This window comes from Agrobacterium sp. 22-210-1 (assembly GCF_053522525.1).
The window spans coordinates 1,896,389-1,912,648 of sequence record NZ_JBNWCI010000001.1; the positions used below are offsets into that span (position 1 = coordinate 1,896,389).

The following is a 16,260-nucleotide window of genomic DNA, read 5'->3' on the forward strand; positions in this document are numbered from 1 at the left end:
CGGGGGTAACCCAAAATCGGTATGAGCGGACACCCGAAAGGCTTATGCGCGCCTGTGGGCGAAAATTTCAAGGGGGTTATTCTACCTCCAGCCAGTCTTCCGCAATGGCAAAAATTTCCGCCTCGTCTTCGGATGTAAGGCCGAGATAGGGCCGCGCCGGGATGGTGACTTTCCGATTCCGGCCCGCTTCGCCGCCGAGCTGGTGAATGGCGGCATAGACCAATGCGGAGCCGATGCGGACATCGTTCTGGCTGGCAACCATATTGATGGAGCCGCGCAAGGCTCCCGAAGCGCGCAGAATGGTGATAGGCGCATTGCCGTATTTTCGCATGCGCAGATCCCGCGTCACCAGCGACAACGTTTTCCAGCGCGAACCGTCCGGCGCGGTTTCACTATCAAAGCGCTCATCGGTCGAATTCAGAAGATGCTCACCGACATTCTTGTGAAACCCCTCGCGGTTCGTCATGCGTTCGACCAGCTCGGCCAGCTTCTCGCGCATATCCGCGTCGTTGATCGTGGTTTTGTAGCTGATGCCTGTCATTGGACTTTTCCGCTAATTGGGCCTATATTGTCATCGTCAGTGAGCGAGACCGGCGATGGTCACGCCAGTTCGCTGGCGCAAAGGCCGGATCGCTCCCGGCCTTTTACTTTTTCGGGCGCTTGTAAATCAGCTTGCCGACGCGCCGCTTCTCCAGTGCGGCGAAATCCGCGTCACCCTTCTTGTCGGTGAAATCGAAGCTGGTGACGGCCTCCCACGTCTTCTCCCCGATTTCGAAGACGATCTGCATGGCGGTTTTCGGGTCAACACGGATATAACGCCGGTCAACGACCAGATCGCCGCTTTCGACCTTGCGGGCGACTCCCATCCAGATTTCGTCCGGATCGAGCAGCGTTTCCGCCATCATCGACATGACACGATGCCGGTTGCGCTTCAGCGCCTTCAGCTCGCCATGGCGGTTTCTGAAGAGCAGATCGGAAACCGGGATTTTCGTGCCGGATTTATCTTCGAACAGCACGGCCCGGTCGATATCTGCCCCGAAGGGTTTGAGGAAGGCGCGGACATAATCTTCCGGGGTCTGGCCGTCCTTCAGCAGTTTGGCCTTGAAGGGTTTCGCAGCCTTGACGAGATCGGAGACCGGCTCCGGCGTGTCGATGGCGACGGCCATGCGGGGATTATCGAGCAGCTCGCGGCCTTCATCCATAAGGGTGGACGGCGTTAGACCACGCTCCCAAAGATCACCCGGCATATAATCCCAGCCATAACCGATACCCTGGGGCTGTTCGATCAGAGCGCCGGAGACCGGGTCGATCATTGGCATCATGAGATCGGCAGGCGCTTCATCCGGACCATCCTTGCCCCGGCGCTTCAGGTCGCGCAGCGAGAGCGATCGGACGCCGCAGGAGCAATACCAGTCGTTCGGCGGAAAGTGCTTTTTCCACCATGGATCATCATGGCGATAAATCCTGCCATGCAACGCCTCATGGGATGGCCGGGGGATTTTCGGCTTGCGGGTTTCACCATGCCGATATTCCCAGAACGGCCGCAGCTTCAGCACGTCCGGGTCGCGCATCTGTTTGAGGCGGCCCGCCATATAGGAGGTGCGCATGTTGGTTTCGAAGATGACGCGGGTGCGCCAGCCGTAATCGCCCTTGTAGCTCCAGCCGTATTTCGAAACGATCCGGTCGAAGTCGTTGCGGAAGCCCTGAAGGGTGCCGCCCTTTTCCATGATATCGGCAATCGCCGTCTGGAAATCGGAGAGCATGGCGAGATCGGTGGCACCGGCGATCACGAAAGCACGGTCATGGGTGCCGCGCATCGCGTCGGTCCACGCCTTGGTAGGCTTGCCGCGCTTCTGCCTGAAGAACTCTATCTGCTCTTTAAAGGGCTGGTTGAAAACATCAGCGTCGGCAAAACTTTTCGCCTCGCCATCAAGAAAAACCGCCTCACGCCCCTGAAGGCTGGAAAGCTCCAGCGCGTCACCGAGCAGTTTTCCTAACGCGTCGGGAGACCATTTTGCGCCTAGCTGGAGAATGGCGCGGGCAGCTGCGGGCAAATCGGCGGCGCTGTCAATCGCGGCGCGGATGGCATTCAGGCGGCGCGTGAAATGTCCGGACGTCAGTTCCTCAACCCGGTCGGCGAGATCGCTGACCGGATCGGGATCGGCGGCGAAGCCTACCGGGCTACGGAGTTTTTTTTTACGTCGAGCGGCCCGAACAGGGTGGCGAAGGCCGGGTTCTCGGCGGCGGCTTTGCGCAACACCGCATCACGCTTGCCACGTTCCGAGAAGGCGAAGCGCGCTTCCACCAGCCGGTCAATGGCAGTTTCGGAAAGCGCATGCGTGAGTTCAAACGACACGATGAATTCACGGGCCGTGTCGTCATCGTCCATCATGGCGGCGGATTTGAGGATTTCGACCAGCGCCGCGTTTTCGGACGTGGCTGCTTCCGCCTTCGCCTTGCGGGTTTCGGCCTTGGCCTTTTCGTTGCTCGGGCGCACACGCCAGACGCGGGGAACGCCAGCGCCGGGGAAGTTATAGTCGATCAGCCACTGTACGAGCTGCTCGTGCAAGGTATCGGACAGATGGTCGGCATCGCTGTCCACCAGCAGGTCGAGAATATCGGCATGGGTCTCGGCGGCCGCACGCGAGCCGTTAGAACCGATATCGGTGGTAAGAGTTTCGCCAAGGATACAAATGGAAATCTGGCGGTCCCAATATTCCATCCATTCCTTATAGCTTACCGACCCGGAGCGCGCCGCTTCAAGGAACTTAACATCCGCGCCTTTCGGCACGGTGATGGCGGCACTAGTCTGGATGCTGGCCAGCTTCTGCAGAAGCTGGTTCTGTTCGTCCGTCAACATACCATAGGGCGTTTCGGCAATGACGGTGGGACCTGCATACTTTTCAAGGAAATGCAGCCAGAAGGCCACGCCCTCCCGCTTGAACAGCACCGCCCAAAAGAGTTGCGAGCCGAGACCAAGCCCATATGGATTGTTGCCGACGACGCCATGACGATGCACGATGAACTTGCGGTCAGGAAGCTCAATGCCTTCGTTCATGTTCGTCCAGGTCAACAGGCGCGGCCGCCAGTCCCGACCGAAGGCGAACCGACGCTGATCATGGGAAACGATCCTCTCCGGTATGATCCATTTGCCATCACGCGTCCAAACTGGTTCCGAAACGGCAAACCCATTGAGAATCGCACCTCCGGACAGGTCTTCGGAAATGCGGTCAAAGGGCAGCTTTTTTAGTATGGTACGCACGAAGTCCGCCGCTTCCACATCCAACGGCTTATCCGACGCCGCCACACATTCCCACTCACGGGCGACAAGATGTTTATTGCGCTTCGTGAGGATGGCGGAGGCATGGGTATCGCGCTTGATCTCCTCATAGATTTTGAGGCCCTTGCCGCGGCCGCGCTGGATCAGCGTATCGTCGGCATGCTGGAGCGCGCCGTTGAAAAACGGGATGGTGATGTCGTTCGTCGCGTTAGCAATCAACGAACGGGCGTCTGCGGGCAGGTTCTTGCGCTCGGCGGCAGTGACCGCTTCCGTTGTGAAAGAGGCTGATTTCTGTTTCCTGCGGCGGCTCATAGGCGATACCCTCCAAGTCTCTGCTGACCGCTGTTCGCAGCCGTATTGATCCCGCCGCCCGCTCCGGCCGTGGCACCGCCCGCATATTCGAGCGTGTGTTGCCAGAGCATGTCGAGGCAGTCCGGGCCGTCATCGTGATCGGCGTTAGGCCATTGCTGAAGCTGGTCGATCAGCGTCTGTTGCGTTTTGTTCAGCCGGATCAATCCACCGGCGACTGGCGGCTGAAGCCGCTCGATGCGCAAATCCTTGTCGGCAATCGGCGTGACCGGCACGGCGGAAATACCCACGCCCTGCCGTGCAGCCGTCGCCATCAATGTGGTGCGCAGGAATTCCTGAAACTGGACGGCTTCCACGAACCACAGCAGGCAGCGATATTGCCGCTGCATGGCGATGACATCGGAAATGATGATATCGGGCAGACGGCGGCGAATGGAGGCTTCCAGCAAATCCATGGTGCCGTGCAGCCGGTTGAAGCCGCCGACAAGAATAGCGCTCGGATCGCGACCATGGCCTTTTTTGCCAAGCGAGGGGTCGATGGCCCCGAAATGGATAAGATCGGGCTGCTGAAGCACCCAAAACGTCAAATCCTTGAACGGGCTGGCCTCGTTGATCGGCTTGTTTTGGTATTCCGTGGCGAAGCTGTCCGGATCGGCGGCACGCCATAGCATGAGAAGAATGAGCGGCTGGATCGCGGGCCAGTTGACGATGGCACCGGCGTCCATATCCGCCTTGCGCGCCTCATAGAATGCGCGGGCGGCATCTTCGCCGTCATTCTGATAGGTTTCATCGAACTGGTCCCAAAGGTCCATCCGGTCGGGAAACTGGATGATTGCCTGAAACTCGGCCACGCGCCAGACCTGCGATTTCGCGGCGCGGACCAGCACGGCGTCATAATGCAGGACGGTGCCAACCCAGACCACATCCATGGAACCGTCAGGCGGGCCAACCTTCAGCGCCGCACGGTTGATCCATCGTTCAAGCTTCTGGCGTTGTTCGGGCGAACGCACGGCTTCGTCGTTTTCCAGATCGTCAAAAAACATGAGGTCGGGACGAAAAGGACCATGGCGACGGCCGCGCAGCTTCTGGTTCGCGCCAAGACCTTCGACGCGGATATTGTTCTTGGTGACGATCTCGCCTTCGCGCCAGACGCGGCCCTGACCGGAAACATCAGGAAAGTCATTGGCGAGGCGCGGGTTTTCGGTCAGTTCGGCCTTGATCGCCTCGATCAGCAAAGCTGCCTGCGCATACACGTCGCAGACTTCCAGAATATAACGCTTGTAGCCAAGGCAGATGCAGTACAGCGCAAAACCGAGCGACAGATGTGTGGATTTGGACGAACCGCGAGGCGCGACGAACAAATCTCTAACGCCTTTTTCGGAAGCGAGGATTTCCGGAACGCGGGCAAAGATCGCCTTGTGAAACAGGCTGTGTTCGCCCTTCACATAATGCGGCAGGTAGGTTTCCAGAAAATACTGGAAACCGGTTTCGGGAATTCTGACTTTAGCCAGGCGCTCGGCTTTGGCTTTCGGATCGGCCGCAAAGGCGGAAACCGACAGGTCCACCCACCGGGCGAGCTTGTCGGCTTCTCCCGATATCCAGTCGCGAAAATCCTTGTCGCTGACCTTCGCCTTCAGGACCGGTTTTTTCATCATGACGAGAAGGCGCTCGCGATCCTGTCACCGAACGGAACAAGGATTTCCTGCACCACTGAGATATGCTGCGGGAACTGCTCCTGAACGAAGGCAATGAGGTGCTGGACAACGGACTGCGCCACGCCCAGCTCGGAGATTTTAGGCGCCAGCTTTCCGGCAGATGCCGTGACCTTCACCATGGCATCGCCCAGCGCCACCATGTGCTTAATCTTCTGGTCAATGGAGAGGTCTTTGTTGTTCTTGACCCCGTCCAGCAGCGCCTGCGCCATGATGACGAAATCTTCGACAACCGACGACACGACAACGTCGAGACCTTCACCGGCAAGCACGGCACCCGAGCGGGCCATGTCCCAATCGTCGCCATCGGCCTTCGCGGCCGCCTTCCAGCGCCCGATAGTGGCCTGACTGACATTGAGCGTCACGGCGATGGTAGCAAGCGTCATGCGCCGATAAACATAATCGGAGCGGGCCTTGCGGCGGGTTTCCATATCGTTAGCCACTCAAGCCGCCTTTCAGGATAAAAGTCATGATGCCGCCGACGATGGCAGCGGCCACCAGCCATACGACCTTGCCGATGGAAGTTTCGATTTTGGTGAGACTGTTACGGATACCGTCCATCCGCTCATCACGGACGGCGCTGTCCCGTTCCAGCACGGTGACACGGCCGGTCAGGTCATCGATCCTCGTATGAGCCTGTTCCACCTTGGTGGCGATATGAGCAGGGAAATCAAAGCCGTTCATCGGCGTCCTCGAATGGCGGCAGCAATTGCATTGAGACCGCCGCCGACAGCCTGAATACCGAAGAAGGAAAGGAGGATCGCACCCTGCCACTCGTCAAAGGGCGCGGGAAATTTCGGGATTGCCCAGCCCAACTTAAAACAGGTGTCGAGCGTGACAAGGAGAAGGTGAAGCGCGAAGCACCCGGCAATGATTGCCGTTATCAGCCGCATTTCCCAGAAACCGGCTGACGCCAGCCGGATTTCCTTGGCATTCCGGGCCGCGTCGATCTGGCGATTGACATCGGAAATCGCAGCATCGGCAATAAGCCGTTGCTGGTCGTTTTCCGCCTTCAGCCGCATGTCGTAGGCGCGGGTGAGCGCGCCTGCCAAATCACCGGAAAGCCATCGCAACAGGGCAGCTATCATCAAATCCCCTTGATGCGATTGACCGACCAGCGGCCCGAACCGAACATGTAGAGCGCGCCCCCACCCATCAGCAGCAACAGCGCCGTGACGCCGAAGGCCCATGGGTTATTAACGCCGACAAGGGCAGACGCGACGGCCGTGCCAACCGTGCTGCCGATCAGGGTTTTGACCGAACCGCTGGCGGACGGCTTGACGTCATCCGCCGTCGCCAGCGCATGATTGGCGTCGGTTTCCTGAAGCGGCACAGAGGCGGCCTCAATGGCGTCGAGGAAATTCTTGTGATAGCCGGCGATCAGCTTCGCCTTGTCAGTGCCGTTGACGATCCGGCGTGCGCCTTCAGCGTCATCCACCTTTTCGTTGAAATAGTCGGAAAGCTTTTTGCCGGTGAACAGGCCTTCGGCCATGCCGACGATGGCGATGCGGGCGCTGATAGCCGGGTCCATGGCGAGCGATGGATTACCGACCAGATCGACGCCAAGGCGCTTGCCGAGTGCGTTATAATTCACCTTGTGGGTGATTTGGATGAAACCACGACCGAACCAGCCATCACGCCAGTAAGGCGTTTTGACGGAACCGAGCTTGCCTGCCTTCCATGCGGCTTCAAGACGGCTTTTCGCATGCGCGTCGGAAGAGGCATTCGCCTCACGGATCGGCTGCATCTTGCCGCCCGTTTCATGGAAAATCTGTGCGAGGATGTTTGCCAGCCAGCGGCGGTCGATCAGCTTGTAATATTCCCACTGTTCCAGAATGACGTTGATGCCGTCGATCTGGCTTTGCGTCAGGCGGCCGCCAAACGGCGCACGGCGAATGTAGGAAAAGAAGGTGGTCTGGTTTTTGATGGTGGACATGTCGCCTCGCGGGTGCGGTTTGCAGTTCGTGCGAGGACATTGGCAAGGTCACAAAAAGAAAATGACCGGAACTCGGTTCCGGTCAGATGTTTTTAAACAGATCGAACTGATTACTTGGCGGGGCGTTGGCAACTTCGCGGACCCACCGCTGCGTGATGCCAAGGCGTCGGGCAATTTCCCCGCGGGACAACCCCTCCGCCTCCAGACGCCGGATATCGGCCTTCAGGCTGCGCGGCGGGCGGCAGTGCGGGACCGACAAAAGCGATCCGCCCATATATTTGCATACCTCATACCCATCCTCTTTGCCAAGAGCCAGAATGACGGCATGCTGATCGTGCGGGTTTTTCGGGAACTTGATCTCCATGCCGCCGTACGTTTGCACGATCTTTAACGCCAGACGCATACCGATGGTTTCAGCGATTTCTTCAATGGATGCGGGCATTGGACGAGCATCGGTCATCCATGCACCGCCTGACGGCTGGAAACCATATCCAGCAAAACCGATTGCATAACGGTCAGCGCCGCTGCTACACGTTGAGCGTTAGAAACGGGGGTGTTTTCATGAAGTTGCTTATTGCCGCCATTTTGTCTGTCGCCACGCCTTTCGCGGCCCACGCTGGTGCAGATTGGCAGAAAAAGGCGCTCTCCGCTGTTAAGGCGGAAAAGACCGTGCTGGACGCCAAATGGCGTATGCCAAGCCAGAACGTGCTTTGGGTGGCAATGGCGGCAGATGGAAGCAGCAGGGATGGTTTTGCCGAATACCTCTGCGAGGTTATTACCGATGCTGCTCCGAGTGGGTCGCTGAAAACTGTGTGGATTTACGACCCTGCGTCCTACAAAGCGGGCGGTACGGCGATGGGAACGGCGGCTTGCAAGTAGGCTCATGGCTTACCCACCTTTCCGCGCTTCTCCATCGCCTTAAGCGCTGACACAATAGGTTCGGCCTGCGCCTGCGAGAGAAAATCCACATCGACGACAATCTTGGTGTCTTCCGGCGAAACGAACCGCTTGCAGAAGGCGTTGAGCGCTTTCACCGAAGCATCGTCAATCACGCCGAGCCGTGCGCAGGATTTCCACAGCGCGTGAATATAGCGCGACCACGGCCGGTTGGCGGTCGGGCGATGTTTCTCAAGTTTCCCCTTGGCCGATTTTCCCGGCAGTACCTTGAATCCGAGACGTTTGAACTCATCCACTACGGCGATGCGCTGGCGCTCCGACATGGCGCGGAGCGATGCAATTCCCGTTACCCGGACCAGCAAAGCGCGGTACTCGATTTCGTCCAGCTCGAACTGCGATTTGGCGACATTGATCATGGCGATGGTGTTCATGCGACACCTGCCATTTCCGCTTCAGCCATAGCCGCCAGTACGGATTTCGCGAAGAACACCGGCGTAAAAACACGGGCATAGACAAATTCGACCGTCATGCCCTGCTGTTCGGCAGCGATCCAATGCGCGTCGCGGTTTTCCACTTCGGTGAAAACGGAAGCAATCGCTTCTGCTTTCGTGGGACGGAAGCTGTGCGGCAGCAGCGTTCCGTCAGGGCTGCAAAGAGCAAAGCCCTGCGCGAAGGAAGACGGTATGGAGCGATCAGAGGTCATCGGCGGCCTCCAACTCTTGCGGGTGACAAGACATAGTGTGCTTGTCGCCGCGAAACAGTACCTGGACGTAATGACCGGCGCTGGCGTTCTCCGGCATGATCGTGCCGATCCGGCCCGTCACGGTGTGACGGACGAACTGATTGACGGTGACTTCCACGCCGTAATAGTTGCGGATGTAATCGTAGCTCACGCCGCACCTGCCGTTTCCAGCTTGGGACGGCGGCTGTCCGCCCAAGCCCTGAAAGCATCGAACCGGCAGCGCGAGCAAGGGCGCTTTTCACCTTCAATGATACTTTTCACCTTGCCGCTGCCATCGCAGCAGCGGCATTTTGGCTGGATCGCCACCGTCATAGCGCACCCACCGTTTCCGCGTTGGTCGCGTTCGCCCAAGCCAATACTGAGATTTCCAGACGATCAGCCAGACCACCAATGTTGCGGACTTCGGGACTGTCACGGAGAACAGAAACAATGCATTCACGCAAATTCAAAGAAGACGGTGCGCCACCGGGCAGCGCTGAACCTGTTGGCTTGGACGCATGTTTCGCCCGGATCGCGTCGATCTTGGTCCACACCCGGGCAAGTTCCAACTGCGCTGCTTCGTTCAGGTTGATCCCGTGCACAAGGCAGAAGGAAGCCAGCGTGACCATGACCCCGCCAGTCTCTTGCACCGGTTCGCCAATCGGGCGCGCATACACGTAACCGATAAGAGCGATGATCCGCTCGGCGGGATAACCGACCGACTGGACGAGTTCCAACGCTTCTTCAATGAAGCGGTCGGCACGCTCGGTCTTGTCGGCAGCGATGGCGGGGCCGAAGCATTCGAGCAGCCACTGTGCAACGCCATCTTGAAAAGTGAGTGTTTTTTCCATGATCGTACCTCACTGAACCGTTGAAATTTCGAGTTCTAGAGGTTCGATTGCGAACACCTCGCCCTCCGATTTGATCGTGACGCCCGCGACGGTGCGCGCCTTGTCGGGATCGTTCAGCATGGCTTCCTTGTTGATTTCCTCCTTCTCGCGGATGAACGCCTTCAGGCCGAGAGACTTGAGAGCCTCAATGACGGCTTCCGCGCCACGGATGGAAACACTGGCAGGAAGCGAGCGCCACCGCACAGTACCCGTGCCGAAGTCATGGAATTTTACCTTGTCGTTGCCGGTGAGGATCATGCGGTTGGCTTCGCACCACGCCTGCACGCCGCGCTCGTGTTCTGCCAGCTCGGCGGCGAAATCGGCAGTATCGTTTTCAAGCCGCTCGCCAATCATGCGGATTGCTTCGTCCGCTAACGCCTTCTTGGCGGCAATATCGCGGCGCAGCGTGCCAATGCGGCCAATAGCCCATACGGCGGCCTCACGGTCCTGCGGAACACGGGAAATGGCTTTGGATTTCTTCTTCAGGGCAGATTTCATGTGGGTGGACCTCGTATCAGGCAGTTTCGGTAGGATTGCTGGAAGGGGTGGCCTTGCGGGCGCTGGCGAAGGCGGAAAGGGACACGACCTTCTCCGAAAGCAGCGGGCGCAGATCGACCGGCGCGGCCTCCATGGATTGCATGGCGGTCTCCATGTCTTTCGCGTGGGCTTCGCAGGATGAAAGGAGTATGGCGACGGTTCCGGCATCTTCGGGCGACAAGGATGCACCGCCGTTCTCGTAGGACTGCATATGAAGTTTTATGAATGACAGGAGAGCCGAGAGCTTCAGCATCTTTGGGTTCCTTTCAGTGGTCGGAAACAAGGGCGATGGAAGAAAGAAGCTGACCGTTGAGCGGTACATGCGGGCGGCCGGTCAGGTATTCGATGGTCATTTCCATGTGCTTCGCCTCCATTTCCATGAGGCGCAGCGTTAGAAAAAGCTCCGGGGCATCCAGCCCGTTAACAAGCGGCAACAATCGGTCGCGCAGTTGTGCAGCGGCGTCAGACAGCATTTGCGGCCTCCGGCTTCTTCTGGTTTTTCGGGTTTTGCGGGCATGACTGGCATGCCAGCCACTGTTTCAGCTTGACGGGATCGCTCTTTGCCATCGGCGCTTCGCGATGGCTTTCGCAGGTGCCAGGTGCAATCGCATCACGGACATGCGGGCACCACACCTGCTGCCCGTAGAGCGCCATGACCTTGTGCGCGATCTTCGCCTGCACCTTGTTCATGCCCGCGCTGTAGGTTCCCGAGCAAAGCAGCGAGATCGCGGTGCGCGACACGCCCAATTCGTCTCCAATCTGCTTTTTCGTGCGGTCGGGCTTGGCAGCTTCAGCGCGCAGAACGTCCAGCCATGCGGGATCGACAAGAGGCATCAGGTTTGCTTGGCGCATGGCACGGCCTCTCTGGTATTGGGATCGTAAACACTGCCGTCAACGCTGCTGACGACAGGGGCCAGCAGTCCTGAATTGCGGCTAAGCCGGTAGCGCATCTGGCCTCTTGGACCTCGGGGCAATTCGATGAGATAGCCAGCCCGCTTCAAAGCGAGCAGGTATTTCCCTGCCTCGAATTCCGGCCGCTTCAGCGGCCAGTTCGCCGACATGACAAGCTCCGCCGCCATGAAAGTCCCAGACATCCGCATGACGGCCCAAAGGCGCTGGCGAAAACTGTCGGATGGAGGTGCCGCAGGGCGGATCGGCTGCACCGGCATCGGGATATTGCCGGTGCGTTTCGCCTTCTGCCCCACAGCAGTCAGTTGGTAGCAACCCATCTTGCGGCGTTCGATAAGGGCGGCCGTCACCATCTTCGCCGTGACGCGGGCAAGCTGTGTCCGCGTCAGGCCGGATTTTTCCTCAAGGGCATCCAGCGTCAGGCATGCCGTGCCGTCGAGCGCGTCAAAAATCCGGCCAAAATGCAGGGTCGAGCTATCCCGTTGCATCAGGCAAACTCCGGGACATGGATCGGCTTGCTGGTGCGCCGGTCGCTGAGGACTTTCAGCCCCGACATATCGGCCACGGTCACACCTGCCGGGCCGGGATCAGCGCGCAGGCCGAACTTTTCGATGTTGGCGATGGCTTCCAGAACCTCGCGGTTAAAACCCTGCGAAACCTTCAGCACGAAATCAACGAGGCAATCGGCCACCTTGACCTCGCATTTGCGGTCGATCAGCAGCCGGATATCCTCGCGGCTGGCCTTCTGAAATTTGACGCGCTGGCTGATGCGGCTGGAAATCTGCGGGAAGCGGGAGATATTATCGTTGATCTTGCCCATTCCCACGAGGATGACGGGCATTTCCAGCATGTCGGAAATGTCGCGCACGGTTTCGAGCAGGGCTTCCTTGGTCGAAATGTGGTCCGCTTCGTCAATCACAAGGCCGAACGTGCGCTTGGACATCAGGGCAGCAGAATGACGGCTGCCAAGCTCGCGCAGGATGGTTTCGTATTTTTTCTCGATGCTGTAGGGCGGCTTGACGGGCAGCGCTTCCAGCAGCTCGTTCATCATCCACGCGGATTTCCATTCTTTCTTGGCCCGCAGGTAGACCCAGCCGCTCTGCGCTACCCAATTCTTGAGTGTCGTGGTTTTGCCCAAGCCGGGTTCGCCATCGACCACGGCAAGGCAAGCCTCCTGCGCGCCGCGATCTTCCAGAGCCGACAACGCCGAAAGAAAGCGCTTCACGTTGCTGGTCTCGACAAATGTGTTTTTCATGCGTATTTTTCCTCGTGTGTGTTGGCGTCAGGCAGCGGCGCGGATGACGTTTCGAAGGGCGTCCACGTCGATGCCTGACAGTCGAAACAGCTCAATGGTGGTTTGCCTCTGGAGGCATCGACGCAAAACACCCACCTGATTGACTGTCAGTTTTTCCGGATTTTCTAACGCCCATGCCGCAAGCGCCTCATCGGTCGCGAAGGTCAGCCTGCGGGCGGTCTCTGCGGCTCCGGACGCCGCCGAAGGGGTTTCCGAATTATCGATCATCAGTACTGGACCGGCCGGAACCGGCTCGGGAGTGATATCGATGAAGGGCATGGGCTGGATCGGGGTTTCTTCCAGCAGATACGGGGCAATGTATTCCGCATCGATGTCGCGGCGCTTCGCCTCGTTGCGCTTGACGCGGCCCTTGTGGCGGGCTTCTTCCGCCGCCTGCTGGAAGGTGCGCGGCACATAGTCGGTCTTGTTGCCGGTGAAGTCGGCAACGCAGATCAACGGACCAGGCTGGCCTTCCTCGCGGTCGATCTCACGCACCCAAACATAGCGGGCCTGCGAAAAATCGTAGCCGACCATGACTTCTTCGCCGTGATAGCGCTCCAGCGCCGCATGGTAATAATGGTTGGTGTTCCATTCCACGAGGCCGCGACGGGCAACGCGGATTTCGTAGGGGCGGAACAGATCATCGCGCAGATCGTCGTCAACCGGGACCGGCTCAAAACCATCGGCAACATGCAGCGCCCAAAACTCGTTAGGGGAATAGTGCCGGTATTTGCCGGTGCGCTCATCACGGAAGCGCGGCAGTCCATCATGCGGACGGTCGTTGTACTTGGCGATGGCATTTTCGCACATGGCCCGGAAATCGTCCCATGACGGCAGTAGGCGGGAGGAGCCGAATTGCTTCAGGTCGTTGCGGGTTTCCTTATGGGCAATCTTTGCGGCTTCCTTATCCATTTCCGCGCCGAGATAGGTGGGCAGCTTGCGGGCGAGCGGGTTCCATACCGAGCCGTTGAACCGCTCGATAATGCCCTTGGCCTGCGAATTGTACGGAAGCGCGTGCATCTTGGTGATGGACAAGCGAGCCATCAGGCCGTTCACATCGCCGTCGAAGGTCTTGTTTTTATAGCCGGGGCCACGGTCGGTATAGAAAATCGCCGGAATGCCGTGGTCGCAGCAGGCGTTGCGCAGGGCCTCCGTCACCGAGATGACGTTTTCCTTGAGCGCGATGGAGAAGCCGACGCACCGGCGGGTTGCCACGTCGAGGATGGACGTGATTTCCGGTTTGAAAGGCTTCTTCGAAAACGGGTTCTCGACTTCGGCATCGAAGGTCTTGCCGTCTGCCGTATAGATCGTGGTCGGAAACAGGTTTTCTGTCGAGCGCTGGATATAGGCCATGCGCGACCGGAGCGTTAGAAGTCCTTCGCGGCCGACATTCTTTTCAATGTCATTCAGCTTGTGGCGCAGCGTATAGCGCACATGTTCAATCGTCAGCTTACTGCCGGGATTTTTTTCCTTGTAGTCTTCTAACGCTTCCGTCGCAGCCAGTTTTCCGGGCTTGCAATAGAATTTGAGGAAGGCGGAGAACTCTTCCGAGATCGGCTCTTCCGTCTTCGTCAGCGCGGGCGCAAGGGCAGTGATGCCGCCAGCATCGCGGGCGCTAAACCACTCATAAATGGTGGCGCGGGAAATCCGAAACTTGTCGCCCGACCGGTCATTGGCAAGGCGCAGGGTATCTTCCAGCAGGCCAAAACCGTCCGGATCGGCAAGAAGCGAGACACGTTCCAGCAGGACACGTTCCCGGCCAGTCAGAGCTTCGCCGGCCTCGACCTTTTCCTTGGCGCTGTTGCGCTCGGCATGTTCTTCCTGTGCCTGAACGAAATCCAGAATGGCCTTGCGGCGGCCCCAGCCACCCTTCATGGCGATATAGCGGTCGATGGCGAGAAGGATTTCGCCACGGGCCTCCATGGCCTGACGCTGGCGGAACCGCAGCGACGTGACCGGCAGCGCCGCAACCTTCTTGCGGGCTGTCTCGCGCTCTCTCTCCTGCGCCGCAAGCTGATGCGCCCTGATCTCGCGCCCCGTGATGACCGTATGCATGATGTCCGGCAGCACGTTCAGATGATATTCTCGACCGCCACCTACGGCGGCACGGTCACGGCACAGATTTTCCGGAAGGTCGTTCCAGCCTTCCTCTTTGGCGCGATCTCTAACGCCACGCTCCGAATTCGGGAAAACGCTGCTTTTCAGCCCGCGCTCTGCGGCGATTTTCGCCAGTTCCCCTGCGGTAAACCATTCCTTGGCTATCATCGTTTTGCTTTCCATCGGCTGTTGAGCGCATGGATGCGCGCCTCAACCTCGTCACGGTGATCTTTCAAAAGTTTCAGTTCGATCAGATCGGCGTATTCGCTTTCGATCACGGTCAGTCCGAATTCACCCGGCACAAAGCCGAGCAGATTTTTCGCGCCGGTGGCGTGAACAAGGGCAATGAAGGCGTCCAAGGGAATGCGATGGCCTTCCGAGCCTTCGGAGGTCCATTTGTTGAGCATTTCAACGGACACTTTCCGGTCGAGAAACGCACTGATCTGTTGTGCGATATCCTCGCGGCTAACGCCGTCTTCGCGGGCATCGCGGAGAGCATGGGCAATAAGCCGCGCAATCTTGTTTTCGAGCCGACCGCGACCGACCACGTCTTCGCTGTAGCCGACAGCCACCTTGGGCGGCTCCCAACTGAACAGGTCTTTGGTGAGGGGATCGCGGCGGCGGGACATTACTGGATGCGTCCCCGGCGCTTGAGCGAGGCAATAACGCGGTCTTCATTCTGGTCGATGACGCTATCCAGATCGTCATCCTTCAGGTCGGCAAAGAACTTGCTCAGGATCGCGATGTTCTTCTTCATCTCTGCGATGCGGGCATCGACCTGTGCTGACACCGCCGCGTCAGCGACTGGTGCAGGTAGGGAATTCAGGGTACGCTTGACGGTCTCCAGCTTCTTTTCCGCTGGCGTCATCACCGTTCCCTTGCGGAAGATCGTCACTGCCTCGCTGACCGTAGAAGCGGAAGGAGGTTCAGAAAGAAGCAGGTCAAGAACACCTGTCTGAGCAACGTGAGACTGTTCGGAAAGCTCTTTCAGGCCGGATTGGTGGTTTGCCAGACGCGTACCGGCCAGACGCTGGCGACTTTCGGGCGTCAGACCGGTCCAGATTTCAACGGCAAGCTCAATGGAGCGGCGGGACATGCCGATTTTCTCGGCCATCGCGGCGGCAAAACCGAAGATTTCACCATCCTCGTTGGAAAGACGCAAATTTTGCGTCTTTCCAATTGTATATTGGTTTCCGGGCCTAGCGCCGTGCTTCGCTTCCGGATGCAGGCGCTCATAGACCTGCTTCAGCTCATACAGATGCTGGCAACGATCAAGCTTGTTGAGGTCGTACCGGCCAAGGTTCTCCATGACCTCTTCAAGCCGCGCATCGTCGTCGGTTTCAGCGGTCGAGACGGTGGAAGGGATCGCCTCCCATTCGAGAACACGGAATGCTTCGAGACGCTTGCGACCTGCAACCAAATGAAAACGGTTGCCCACGGCGCGGACACGAATGGGATGCTGAAGGCCAGAGCCGGCGATGATGAAGGCGAGTGCCTTGGCCTCGTCCGGATCGAACGAGCGGGCGCGGTTTTCAGGAATATCGATTTCGGAAAGGGGAATATCGCGCACTTCTTTCGTGCGAATATCGATTTTGACGGCGGCTTGCGGTTTGGGCATCTATGGGACCTGAAATGTCGATGGTGTTGTCTGTGCGGAGCCGCCAGCGGGGGGACGGCG

The 16,260-nt window shown here is 58.6% G+C and carries 24 protein-coding genes; 1 reads left to right on the plus strand and 23 read right to left on the minus strand.

Features of this window, described 5'->3' with window-relative positions; translation table 11 throughout:
* Positions 1-76: 76 nt before the first annotated feature.
* From ACQZ5F_RS09535 to ACQZ5F_RS09575, 9 genes are all read right to left on the minus strand, one after another.
* A complete protein-coding gene (locus ACQZ5F_RS09535; RefSeq protein WP_448730509.1) occupies positions 77-541 on the minus strand; it encodes a phage virion morphogenesis protein in 465 nt (154 codons plus the stop codon).
* A 103-nt stretch (positions 542-644) separates the two neighbouring features.
* Positions 645-2,054, minus strand: coding sequence for a PBECR2 nuclease fold domain-containing protein (locus ACQZ5F_RS09540; RefSeq protein ID WP_448730508.1), 1,410 nt, complete (start codon positions 2,052-2,054; stop codon positions 645-647).
* Positions 2,055-2,173: 119 nt separating this feature from the next.
* Positions 2,174-3,592, minus strand: coding sequence for a phage portal protein family protein (locus ACQZ5F_RS09545; RefSeq protein ID WP_448730507.1), 1,419 nt, complete (start codon positions 3,590-3,592; stop codon positions 2,174-2,176).
* Positions 3,589-5,244, minus strand: a complete 1,656-nt coding sequence (gene terL, locus ACQZ5F_RS09550) for a phage terminase large subunit (protein WP_448730506.1) — start codon at positions 5,242-5,244, stop codon at positions 3,589-3,591. Before terL ends, ACQZ5F_RS09545 begins: the two co-directional genes overlap by 4 nt.
* On the minus strand, positions 5,241-5,744 hold the full coding sequence (locus ACQZ5F_RS09555) for a DUF1804 family protein (protein ID WP_448730505.1): 504 nt from the start codon (positions 5,742-5,744) through the stop codon (positions 5,241-5,243). Before ACQZ5F_RS09555 ends, terL begins: the two co-directional genes overlap by 4 nt.
* Positions 5,737-5,985 carry a hemolysin XhlA family protein gene (locus tag ACQZ5F_RS09560; protein ID WP_448730504.1) on the minus strand — a complete coding sequence of 83 codons (249 nt, stop codon included), beginning with the start codon at positions 5,983-5,985 and terminating at the stop codon, positions 5,737-5,739. The genes ACQZ5F_RS09555 and ACQZ5F_RS09560 overlap by 8 nt, the downstream gene beginning before the upstream one ends.
* The gene (locus ACQZ5F_RS09565) at positions 5,982-6,389 is read right to left on the minus strand and encodes a hypothetical protein (protein WP_448730503.1); all 408 of its coding nucleotides are present in this window, start codon (positions 6,387-6,389) and stop codon (positions 5,982-5,984) included. The genes ACQZ5F_RS09560 and ACQZ5F_RS09565 overlap by 4 nt, the downstream gene beginning before the upstream one ends.
* Entirely contained in the window at positions 6,389-7,237 is an 849-nt protein-coding gene (locus ACQZ5F_RS09570; protein ID WP_448730502.1) for a glycoside hydrolase family 19 protein, read from the minus strand. Before ACQZ5F_RS09570 ends, ACQZ5F_RS09565 begins: the two co-directional genes overlap by 1 nt.
* Positions 7,238-7,319: 82 nt before the next feature.
* Positions 7,320-7,697, minus strand: coding sequence for a helix-turn-helix domain-containing protein (locus tag ACQZ5F_RS09575; RefSeq protein ID WP_448730501.1), 378 nt, complete (start codon positions 7,695-7,697; stop codon positions 7,320-7,322).
* A 101-nt stretch (positions 7,698-7,798) separates the two neighbouring features.
* Between ACQZ5F_RS09575 and ACQZ5F_RS09580 the strand changes: the two genes are divergently transcribed.
* Entirely contained in the window at positions 7,799-8,116 is a 318-nt protein-coding gene (locus tag ACQZ5F_RS09580; RefSeq protein WP_448730500.1) for a hypothetical protein, read from the plus strand.
* A gap of 2 nt (positions 8,117-8,118) precedes the next feature.
* Here the strand turns inward: ACQZ5F_RS09580 and ACQZ5F_RS09585 are convergent, their stop codons facing one another.
* Genes ACQZ5F_RS09585 through ACQZ5F_RS09650 form a run of 14 tightly spaced genes read right to left on the minus strand, consistent with a single transcriptional unit; the run spans position 8,119 to position 16,200 of the window.
* Positions 8,119-8,565 (minus strand): phage protein GemA/Gp16 family protein, encoded by a 447-nt coding sequence (locus ACQZ5F_RS09585; RefSeq protein ID WP_448730499.1) that lies wholly within the window; start codon positions 8,563-8,565, stop codon positions 8,119-8,121.
* On the minus strand, positions 8,562-8,837 hold the full coding sequence (locus ACQZ5F_RS09590; RefSeq protein WP_448730498.1) for a hypothetical protein: 276 nt from the start codon (positions 8,835-8,837) through the stop codon (positions 8,562-8,564). The genes ACQZ5F_RS09585 and ACQZ5F_RS09590 overlap by 4 nt, the downstream gene beginning before the upstream one ends.
* Complete coding sequence (locus ACQZ5F_RS09595; protein ID WP_448730497.1) at positions 8,827-9,027, minus strand: hypothetical protein; 201 nt, start codon at positions 9,025-9,027, stop codon at positions 8,827-8,829. Before ACQZ5F_RS09595 ends, ACQZ5F_RS09590 begins: the two co-directional genes overlap by 11 nt.
* Positions 9,024-9,188, minus strand: a complete 165-nt coding sequence (locus ACQZ5F_RS09600; RefSeq protein WP_448730496.1) for a hypothetical protein — start codon at positions 9,186-9,188, stop codon at positions 9,024-9,026. Before ACQZ5F_RS09600 ends, ACQZ5F_RS09595 begins: the two co-directional genes overlap by 4 nt.
* Positions 9,185-9,706 carry a hypothetical protein gene (locus ACQZ5F_RS09605; protein ID WP_448730495.1) on the minus strand — a complete coding sequence of 174 codons (522 nt, stop codon included), beginning with the start codon at positions 9,704-9,706 and terminating at the stop codon, positions 9,185-9,187. The genes ACQZ5F_RS09600 and ACQZ5F_RS09605 overlap by 4 nt, the downstream gene beginning before the upstream one ends.
* 9 nt (positions 9,707-9,715) lie before the next feature.
* Positions 9,716-10,243 (minus strand): host-nuclease inhibitor Gam family protein, encoded by a 528-nt coding sequence (locus tag ACQZ5F_RS09610; RefSeq protein WP_448730494.1) that lies wholly within the window; start codon positions 10,241-10,243, stop codon positions 9,716-9,718.
* Positions 10,244-10,259: 16 nt separating this feature from the next.
* Entirely contained in the window at positions 10,260-10,535 is a 276-nt protein-coding gene (locus ACQZ5F_RS09615; RefSeq protein WP_448730493.1) for a hypothetical protein, read from the minus strand.
* 13 nt (positions 10,536-10,548) lie between these two features.
* Complete coding sequence (locus ACQZ5F_RS09620; RefSeq protein ID WP_080828336.1) at positions 10,549-10,755, minus strand: hypothetical protein; 207 nt, start codon at positions 10,753-10,755, stop codon at positions 10,549-10,551.
* Entirely contained in the window at positions 10,745-11,134 is a 390-nt protein-coding gene (locus tag ACQZ5F_RS09625; protein ID WP_448730492.1) for a MarR family transcriptional regulator, read from the minus strand. Before ACQZ5F_RS09625 ends, ACQZ5F_RS09620 begins: the two co-directional genes overlap by 11 nt.
* Positions 11,116-11,679 (minus strand): hypothetical protein, encoded by a 564-nt coding sequence (locus ACQZ5F_RS09630; protein WP_448730491.1) that lies wholly within the window; start codon positions 11,677-11,679, stop codon positions 11,116-11,118. The genes ACQZ5F_RS09625 and ACQZ5F_RS09630 overlap by 19 nt, the downstream gene beginning before the upstream one ends.
* The gene (locus ACQZ5F_RS09635) at positions 11,679-12,446 is read right to left on the minus strand and encodes an AAA family ATPase (RefSeq protein ID WP_107326971.1); all 768 of its coding nucleotides are present in this window, start codon (positions 12,444-12,446) and stop codon (positions 11,679-11,681) included. The genes ACQZ5F_RS09630 and ACQZ5F_RS09635 overlap by 1 nt, the downstream gene beginning before the upstream one ends.
* Before the next feature lie 27 nt (positions 12,447-12,473).
* Positions 12,474-14,750 (minus strand): Mu transposase C-terminal domain-containing protein, encoded by a 2,277-nt coding sequence (locus ACQZ5F_RS09640; RefSeq protein ID WP_448730490.1) that lies wholly within the window; start codon positions 14,748-14,750, stop codon positions 12,474-12,476.
* Positions 14,747-15,211: a hypothetical protein gene (locus ACQZ5F_RS09645; RefSeq protein WP_448730489.1), complete on the minus strand. Its 465-nt coding sequence runs from the start codon at positions 15,209-15,211 to the stop codon at positions 14,747-14,749. The genes ACQZ5F_RS09640 and ACQZ5F_RS09645 overlap by 4 nt, the downstream gene beginning before the upstream one ends.
* Entirely contained in the window at positions 15,211-16,200 is a 990-nt protein-coding gene (locus tag ACQZ5F_RS09650) for a ParB N-terminal domain-containing protein (protein ID WP_448730488.1), read from the minus strand. Before ACQZ5F_RS09650 ends, ACQZ5F_RS09645 begins: the two co-directional genes overlap by 1 nt.
* Positions 16,201-16,260 lie beyond the last annotated feature (60 nt).

Excerpts from the sequence above, each read along its gene's own strand:
- ACQZ5F_RS09535 (WP_448730509.1), bottom strand. The coding sequence starts at position 541 with ATGACAGGCATCAGCTACAAAACCACGATCAACGACGCGGATATGCGC.
- ACQZ5F_RS09545 (WP_448730507.1), bottom strand. The coding sequence starts at position 3,592 with ATGAGCCGCCGCAGGAAACAGAAATCAGCCTCTTTCACAACGGAAGCG.
- terL (WP_448730506.1), bottom strand. The coding sequence starts at position 5,244 with ATGATGAAAAAACCGGTCCTGAAGGCGAAGGTCAGCGACAAGGATTTT.
- ACQZ5F_RS09560 (WP_448730504.1), bottom strand. The coding sequence starts at position 5,985 with ATGAACGGCTTTGATTTCCCTGCTCATATCGCCACCAAGGTGGAACAG.
- ACQZ5F_RS09565 (WP_448730503.1), bottom strand. The coding sequence starts at position 6,389 with ATGATAGCTGCCCTGTTGCGATGGCTTTCCGGTGATTTGGCAGGCGCG.
- ACQZ5F_RS09570 (WP_448730502.1), bottom strand. The coding sequence starts at position 7,237 with ATGTCCACCATCAAAAACCAGACCACCTTCTTTTCCTACATTCGCCGT.
- ACQZ5F_RS09575 (WP_448730501.1), bottom strand. The coding sequence starts at position 7,697 with ATGACCGATGCTCGTCCAATGCCCGCATCCATTGAAGAAATCGCTGAA.
- ACQZ5F_RS09580 (WP_448730500.1), top strand. The coding sequence starts at position 7,799 with ATGAAGTTGCTTATTGCCGCCATTTTGTCTGTCGCCACGCCTTTCGCG.
- ACQZ5F_RS09585 (WP_448730499.1), bottom strand. The coding sequence starts at position 8,565 with ATGAACACCATCGCCATGATCAATGTCGCCAAATCGCAGTTCGAGCTG.
- ACQZ5F_RS09590 (WP_448730498.1), bottom strand. The coding sequence starts at position 8,837 with ATGACCTCTGATCGCTCCATACCGTCTTCCTTCGCGCAGGGCTTTGCT.
- ACQZ5F_RS09600 (WP_448730496.1), bottom strand. The coding sequence starts at position 9,188 with ATGACGGTGGCGATCCAGCCAAAATGCCGCTGCTGCGATGGCAGCGGC.
- ACQZ5F_RS09605 (WP_448730495.1), bottom strand. The coding sequence starts at position 9,706 with ATGGAAAAAACACTCACTTTTCAAGATGGCGTTGCACAGTGGCTGCTC.
- ACQZ5F_RS09610 (WP_448730494.1), bottom strand. The coding sequence starts at position 10,243 with ATGAAATCTGCCCTGAAGAAGAAATCCAAAGCCATTTCCCGTGTTCCG.
- ACQZ5F_RS09615 (WP_448730493.1), bottom strand. The coding sequence starts at position 10,535 with ATGCTGAAGCTCTCGGCTCTCCTGTCATTCATAAAACTTCATATGCAG.
- ACQZ5F_RS09620 (WP_080828336.1), bottom strand. The coding sequence starts at position 10,755 with ATGCTGTCTGACGCCGCTGCACAACTGCGCGACCGATTGTTGCCGCTT.
- ACQZ5F_RS09625 (WP_448730492.1), bottom strand. The coding sequence starts at position 11,134 with ATGCGCCAAGCAAACCTGATGCCTCTTGTCGATCCCGCATGGCTGGAC.
- ACQZ5F_RS09630 (WP_448730491.1), bottom strand. The coding sequence starts at position 11,679 with ATGCAACGGGATAGCTCGACCCTGCATTTTGGCCGGATTTTTGACGCG.
- ACQZ5F_RS09635 (WP_107326971.1), bottom strand. The coding sequence starts at position 12,446 with ATGAAAAACACATTTGTCGAGACCAGCAACGTGAAGCGCTTTCTTTCG.
- ACQZ5F_RS09640 (WP_448730490.1), bottom strand. The coding sequence starts at position 14,750 with ATGATAGCCAAGGAATGGTTTACCGCAGGGGAACTGGCGAAAATCGCC.
- ACQZ5F_RS09645 (WP_448730489.1), bottom strand. The coding sequence starts at position 15,211 with ATGTCCCGCCGCCGCGATCCCCTCACCAAAGACCTGTTCAGTTGGGAG.
- ACQZ5F_RS09650 (WP_448730488.1), bottom strand. The coding sequence starts at position 16,200 with ATGCCCAAACCGCAAGCCGCCGTCAAAATCGATATTCGCACGAAAGAA.